This is a genomic window from Caballeronia zhejiangensis (assembly GCF_000698575.1).
Lineage (GTDB): Bacteria > Pseudomonadota > Gammaproteobacteria > Burkholderiales > Burkholderiaceae > Caballeronia > Caballeronia zhejiangensis.
The window spans coordinates 1-6,349 of sequence record NZ_JFHD01000080.1; the positions used below are offsets into that span (position 1 = coordinate 1).

Annotated in this window: 5 protein-coding genes; 3 read left to right on the top strand and 2 right to left on the bottom strand. The window is 65.3% G+C overall.

The genetic code is table 11. The annotated features are described in order from the left end of the window. Positions 1-166: 166 nt before the first annotated feature. Positions 167-1,462 (bottom strand): SGNH/GDSL hydrolase family protein, encoded by a 1,296-nt coding sequence (locus BG60_RS35795; RefSeq protein WP_034474588.1) that lies wholly within the window; start codon positions 1,460-1,462, stop codon positions 167-169. Between the two features lie 172 nt (positions 1,463-1,634). Between BG60_RS35795 and BG60_RS35800 the strand changes: the two genes are divergently transcribed. Further along, complete coding sequence (locus BG60_RS35800; protein ID WP_034474590.1) at positions 1,635-2,786, top strand: methyltransferase; 1,152 nt, start codon at positions 1,635-1,637, stop codon at positions 2,784-2,786. A 6-nt stretch (positions 2,787-2,792) separates the two neighbouring features. Here BG60_RS35800 and BG60_RS35805 read toward each other — a convergent pair whose 3' ends face one another. Further along, the gene (locus BG60_RS35805; protein ID WP_034474593.1) at positions 2,793-4,055 is read right to left on the bottom strand and encodes a TIGR03862 family flavoprotein; all 1,263 of its coding nucleotides are present in this window, start codon (positions 4,053-4,055) and stop codon (positions 2,793-2,795) included. A gap of 180 nt (positions 4,056-4,235) precedes the next feature. Here BG60_RS35805 and BG60_RS35810 point away from each other — a divergent pair, with 180 nt between their 5' ends. Together BG60_RS35810 and BG60_RS35815 are read left to right on the top strand one after the other, a co-directional pair. Beyond that, complete coding sequence (locus BG60_RS35810) at positions 4,236-5,708, top strand: MFS transporter (RefSeq protein WP_034474595.1); 1,473 nt, start codon at positions 4,236-4,238, stop codon at positions 5,706-5,708. Positions 5,709-5,932: 224 nt separating this feature from the next. After that, positions 5,933-6,349 (top strand): Phenylacetic acid catabolic protein (locus BG60_RS35815; RefSeq protein WP_034473479.1); only part of this gene is annotated, 417 nt, incomplete at its 3' end.

A 6,349-nucleotide genomic window follows, 5' to 3' on the forward strand; every position in this document is an offset into this window, starting at 1 on the left:
TCTTTTTCTCTTTGTCAACACTATTTTTCGCTTTCGCTTCCAAATCCGGTGACTTCGGAGACCGCCCGTTTCGCTCGGCGGCTCTCGTCTTGCGACGAGGGGCTGAATAGTAGGTCAAGCACACACGAATGACAAGGTGACGAACGCAATTTTTTTCGCGTCTGCTTCAGTGTGCCGCCTTCGCCGCTCCGATGACAAACTCCATCGGCACTGCCGCGGCCATCGCCGCGTATCCCGCGTCGCTCGGATGGATATGATCGCCACTGTCATACCGGCGCTGGAGCACGCTCGGGCGCGCCGGATCGCGCAGCGCCTGATCGAAGTCGATGACACCGTCGAACGCCCGGCTCGCGCGAATCGATTCGTTGACCGCCGTTCGGATCGACTCCCTTTCCGGCGGCAGCGAAGCGGGCGTGAGCGTCGCACCGTAGATCTTCACGCCGCGCTGATGCGCCTGCGCAATCAGTCGCTGATATCCGCGCACCAGCGCATCGGCGTTGACTTCCGTGTGCGGCGCGTCGCAATCGAGCCCGGCGTGCGCCGGCATCGCCATGAAGTTGATATCGTTGATGCCGATCAGCACGATCACCGCCCGCACGCCCGGTTGACGCAGCGCGTCGCGCTCGAAGCGGCTCACGACGGCCTCACCGTAACAGGGCGAGTTGCTGAGCAGACGATTCCCGCTGATGCCCGCATTCAAGACCGCGGTTTGCCCGCCACTTTTCCGGGCGACTTCTTTCGCGAGCGCATCCGGCCAGCGCCGGTTCGCATTGAGCGAGGAACGCATGCCGTCGGTGATCGAATCGCCGATCGCCACGATTGCGTGCGCCGACGCGCTTTCCACCGCGACGTTGCTGAGCCACGCATATTGCGTGAAGCGCGTGCGGTACGCGGCTGCCGATCCATCTCCGGTGCGGTCGCCCGGCGTCGAAATGTAATTCACCTGGCTCGACACGCGGTGCCACGCGACGAGCTTTTGATCCTTCCCCATGAACATGCTGACGGCGACCGGCTGAAACGCGGCGACGTCGAAATCGACCGCGTCGCTTGTTGCTTGCGCGCCCGGCGCGACCGTCACGCTCTTGTGTCCGCCGAAAGACACGGACCGTGCGCTGCCGGCCTGGATCGCTGCACTGCTACCGCCGACCGCCCGTGCGACGCTCATGGACTCGACGACGAGCGGTTCGGTCCCGTAAAGATTGCTGATCCGCAGACGCATCCGCTTGCCGTCGAGTTGCGGATAAATCAGCTGACGGACGGTGCGCCCCGCGACGTCCGGCGCGCGATAGAGCGGCGGCAGGTTCGCCAGTTGCGGAATCGACTGCAGCGCAGTGCCCCACGCGCTGCCCCATCGCTCGTTGGCGGGCGTTTCCGCAGCGTCGGCGGCGAACGCCATTGGCGCGAAATTGAGCTGGACGGCGCACGCGGCCGCGCAAATCGCGGCGAGAACTCGGAGTTTCATTCGGCGATGGCGTTCGGAAAAGGCTCGATTGTGCCTGAAGTGTCATCAAGCTCGCGCCGCACATCGCCGGCGACGCGCACAAGCAGCAGCGACGCCCGTGAAATGGCCTCACAATGCTGCCAGTTCTTTTTTCGCCGGCGCGATGACTTACGCAGCGGGCATCAATATAGATATGCAATCGAAAAATTCAGCACCGCAGCAACTCGTCTGGAATGAAGACGGCGAAAACCGCTCAGCCCGCTGGCGATCGGAGAGCGGCAATCCGCCCGCGAAGCGCGTCGTCATCGGACACGATCAGATGACGGCCGATCACGCGTACCGGCTCGCCTGCGAAGGCACCGCGATTCTCTGGCGCGGCGATTTCCAGAACGCTCGCCAGTTGCTGCAGGCGATGGCCCGCCGTATCGACAACAAACCGCGCAAGGCGAAGAAGCCCGCGACGGAAACATCGCCGATCGATGCGTTCAATCTCCATCGGCTCGCGCAATCGCAGCGCGCCCGCACCCTCGCAATGCTCGTGCTGCCGCTCGACGAGCACTACGCCATCCCGTTGCGACGCGCGCCGGACGTGCGCCAGGCATGCGAGGAAGCATACGGGCCGCCGTCGGATGAAGCATCGGTGGTGTCCTTGCGCGAGGTGCTTGGTCTGATCGGCGCGCACGAGTGGCGCAAGAAAGGCGTCGACATCGACGCGGCCGGCGGGCGGATCCATCCCTATTACGGCGTGTTCTCGCCCGTTCGCGGCGAGTACGTCGATCTGGTCGCGAATCAGCCGCTGCCGTCAAAGGAACTCGCGTTCGATATCGGCACGGGAACCGGCGTGCTCGCGGCCGTGCTCGCGCGGCGCGGCGTCGAGCGGATCGTCGCAACCGACGTCGACGCCCGCGCGCTCGCCTGTGCGCGGGAAAACGTCGATGGACTCGGCCTCGCTCGTCAGGTGAAGGTCGTGGAAGCCGACATGTTTCCCGAGGGCCGCGCGCCGCTCGTCGTCTGCAATCCGCCGTGGCTTCCGGCGCGTCCGAGCGCCACGATCGAGCACGCGATCTACGACCCGGAGAGCCGCATGCTGCGCGGCTTTCTCGACGGCCTCGCCGCGCACCTGACACCGGGCGGCGAAGGCTGGCTTATCCTGTCGGACTTCGCGGAGCATCTCGGCCTGCGCACGCGCGCGCAGTTGCAGGAATGGATCGACAAGGCCGGACTGAAGGTCGATGGACGTATCGACATCAGGCCGCGTCATTCGAAGGCGATCGACAAGTCCGATCCGCTGCACGCCGCGCGCTCGGCGGAAGTCACGTCGCTGTGGCGGCTGGTCGTCGCGTAAATTGGATCAGGCGCGCTCGGCAAGCCACGCGAGCGCGCCCTCGCCCGCGACGAGCCCGCTCGCGAAACACGCCGTCAGCAGATAGCCGCCGGTCGGCGCTTCCCAGTCGAGCATTTCGCCCGCGCAGAACACGCCGGGAAGCGCGGCGAGCATCGAACGCGCATCGAGGGCTTCGAACTCGACGCCGCCCGCGCTGCTGATGACTTCCGCAATCGGCCGCGGGCGCAGCACACGCAGCGGCAACGCCTTGATGCGCGCGGCGAGCGTGATGGGATCGGCAAATTCGTCCTTGCTCACGCATTCGCGCAACAAACCCGCTTTCACGCCCGTGAGATGCAGCCGGCTTTGCAGATGACTCGACATCGAGCGCGCGCCACGCGGATGCAGCACTTCCTCGCGCACGCGTTCGGCGGAGAGCTGCGGCGTCAGATCGAGCAGAATCGTCGCGCCGGCGCCGTGACTTTCGTCGATCCGGTCGCGAATCGGCGCCGATAACGCGTAAATCAGACTGCCCTCGATACCCTGATCGGTGATGAGGCACTCGCCAACGCGCCAGTCGGGCGCGCCGTCCGCGCGCGGCACGCCGATCGCCACCGACTTGAGCGGCTCGCCCGCGAACCGGCGGCTGAAATGCTCGCTCCAGCCCACATCGAAGCCGCAATTCGACGGCACGAAAGGACGCGTGGCCACGCCGCGCGCGGCGAGAACCGGCAGCGCGGCGCCATCGGAGCCGAGTTGCGGCCAGCTTGCGCCGCCGAGCGCCAGCACGAGCGCATCGTGCCGAACGTGTTTCTCGCCCGATGGCGTCGCGAACCGCGATATCGACGCGCGTTCGTCGGCCCAGCCGAGCCAGCGATGCCGCATATGAAACGTGACGCCCGACGCGCGCAGCCGATGCAGCCATGCGCGCAGCATCGGCGCGGCTTTCATGTCGGTGGGAAACACGCGCCCCGAGCTGCCGACGAAAGTCTCGACGCCCAGGCCGTGAACCCAATCCCGCAACACGCTTGCATCGAAGCGCGCGAGCAGCGGCGCGATCTCCCCGCTGCGCGCGCCGTATCGCGCGAGGAACGCGTCGGCGGGCTCCGAATGCGTGAGATTCATGCCCCCTTTGCCGGCCATCAGGAATTTGCGTCCGACGGACGGCATCGCGTCGAACACATCGACGCGCGCGCCGCCCGCCGCGAGCGCCTCCGCGGCCATGAGCCCGGCCGGCCCGCCGCCGACGACCGCGACGTTCACCGATTCGATGTTTTCAACTGACGACATGCCTGAATAGAAAGAACAAAACGGAGCGACATTGTCGCATCGCCGGTCTACGCGGCGGGAACGCATCGACGGCGCCGCGTAAGTCATTAAATAACAAAAAAGAATTTGGCCGCCTGCGCGCGGGCCAGTACGATCCGGCGATTCGTTGCATCGACAACTTTTTACTGAAATAGCCTGATCATGTCCGTTTCCCTCGCGCCCGAACGCGCTGCCGCCCAGTCCGCCACTCAGGATTCACGGCCGGTCATCAAAAGCGCCGCCGATGTTTCCAGTCTCGTCAACCACGGCGCCGCCATCGGCAGCGACGCGCGCGTTGTCGTCGCCATCGCGCTCGGCGGCATTTTTCTCGATGCCTACGATCTGGGCGCGCTCGCGTTCGGCATGAAGGACATCGCCCGCGAATTCTCGCTGACGCCGACCGGCTCCGGCTTCGTCGCCGCCGCGATCACGTTCGGGGCGATCATCGGCGCGTTCCTCGGCGGATATCTCACCGACAAGGTCGGCCGCTATCGCGTCTTCATGGCGGACATGTTCTTCTTCGTCGTCGCGGCGATCGCCTGCGCGCTCGCGCCGAACGCCTGGGTGCTCGGCGGTGCGCGTTTCGTGATGGGACTGGGCGTCGGCATCGATTTGCCCGTCGCGATGGCCTTTCTCGCGGAATTTTCCCGCTTGCAGGGCCGCGGCAACAAGGCGGCACGCGTCGCGATGTGGTGCCCGGTCTGGTACGCGGCGATCAGCGTCTCGTATCTGCTGGTGCTCGGTTTGTACGCGGTCTTGCCCGAACACAACGCGGGCTGGCTCTGGCGTCTGATCCTCGGCTTTGGCGCGGTTCCGGCGATTGCGATCATCGCGATTCGCAGCCGATACATGAGCGAATCGCCGGTCTGGGCCGCGAATCAGGGCGATCTGAAAGGCGCGGCCGCGATCCTCAAGCGCTCGTACGGCATCGATGCCCGCGTCGACGAAACCGCCACCGTTGCGCCGAAGGCGCGTCGCGCGACGTGGAGCAACTACGGCGCCCTGCTGCGCGGCGTCTACCTGCGCCGGACCGTGCTGGCGACGGTCATCGCCATCGCGTCGTCGTTCGCCTATAACGCCGTGGCGTTCGGCTTGCCGGTCATCATTTCGAGTTTCCTCGCGCAATCGATGCTCACTACGATTCTCGCGTCGCTCGCGCTCAATCTGTGTTTCGCGTTCGCGGGCGGGCTGTTTTCCGTGCGCACGGTGCCGAAATTCGGCGCGTGGAAGCTGTCGGTCGTCGGTTACGCGTTTCAGCTTGCGGCGCTCGTCGGGCTCGCTATCGTCGGGAAGCCGTCGACGGGCGTCGAAGTCGTCGTCGCGATCGCGTTTCTCGCGGCGTTCCTGCTCGGACAGGGCGTCGGGCCTGGCTCGCACAGCATGACGTTTGCGTCGCTGAGCTATCCGACTTCGCTGCGTGGTGTCGGCGTCGGCTTCAATCAGACGCTGATGCGCGCCAGCTCGACGGTTTCGCTGTTCCTGTTCCCGGTCTTGTCGGCGGCGCTCGGCACGAAGGTGTTCTGGATCATCGCCGTCGCGCCGCTCGCGGGGCTCGTCGCGCTGTTCGCCGTGCGCTGGGAACCGTCGGGCTACGACGTCGACGCTGAGGATTTCGCCGCGCAGCAGCCGCGTTAAAACAGTTTCCGATCCCGCCTTATAAAGAGCGGCAGGCGATGTTTCGCCTGCCGCTCTTTTCGTTTCTCCTCCTGCCTGCACTAGATTAAAGGTCGCGCGCTTTGCGCGACGGGGTCCGCTTCTCGCATGCGGAGTTACCCGAATACGTCTCAAAAATGCATTTACCGACCGTCCGGTCGGTTTATAATCGCCGGACAGCGACTTCTTTTTGAGCGAGTGCCGACATGTACACGCAATCCCTCGACCTCCCCAGCGCGACGTCCGCAGCCGAAAGCCACGAAGCCGCAGCCTCCGCCGCCCAAACCCGCTTCGACGCGGTGATGCAGGCCGACGGCAAGATCGAGCCGCAGGACTGGATGCCCGAGGCGTATCGCAAGACGCTGGTGCGTCAGATCTCGCAGCACGCGCATTCGGAGATCATCGGGATGCAGCCCGAGGGCAACTGGATCAGCCGCGCGCCGAGCCTCAAACGCAAGGCGATTCTGCTCGCGAAGGTGCAGGACGAAGGCGGCCACGGTCTGTACCTCTACAGCGCGGCCGAAACACTGGGCGTCTCGCGCGATCAACTGGTCGCCGCGTTGCACGCAGGCAAGGCGAAATATTCGAGCATCTTCAACTATCCGACACCCACGTGGGCCGAC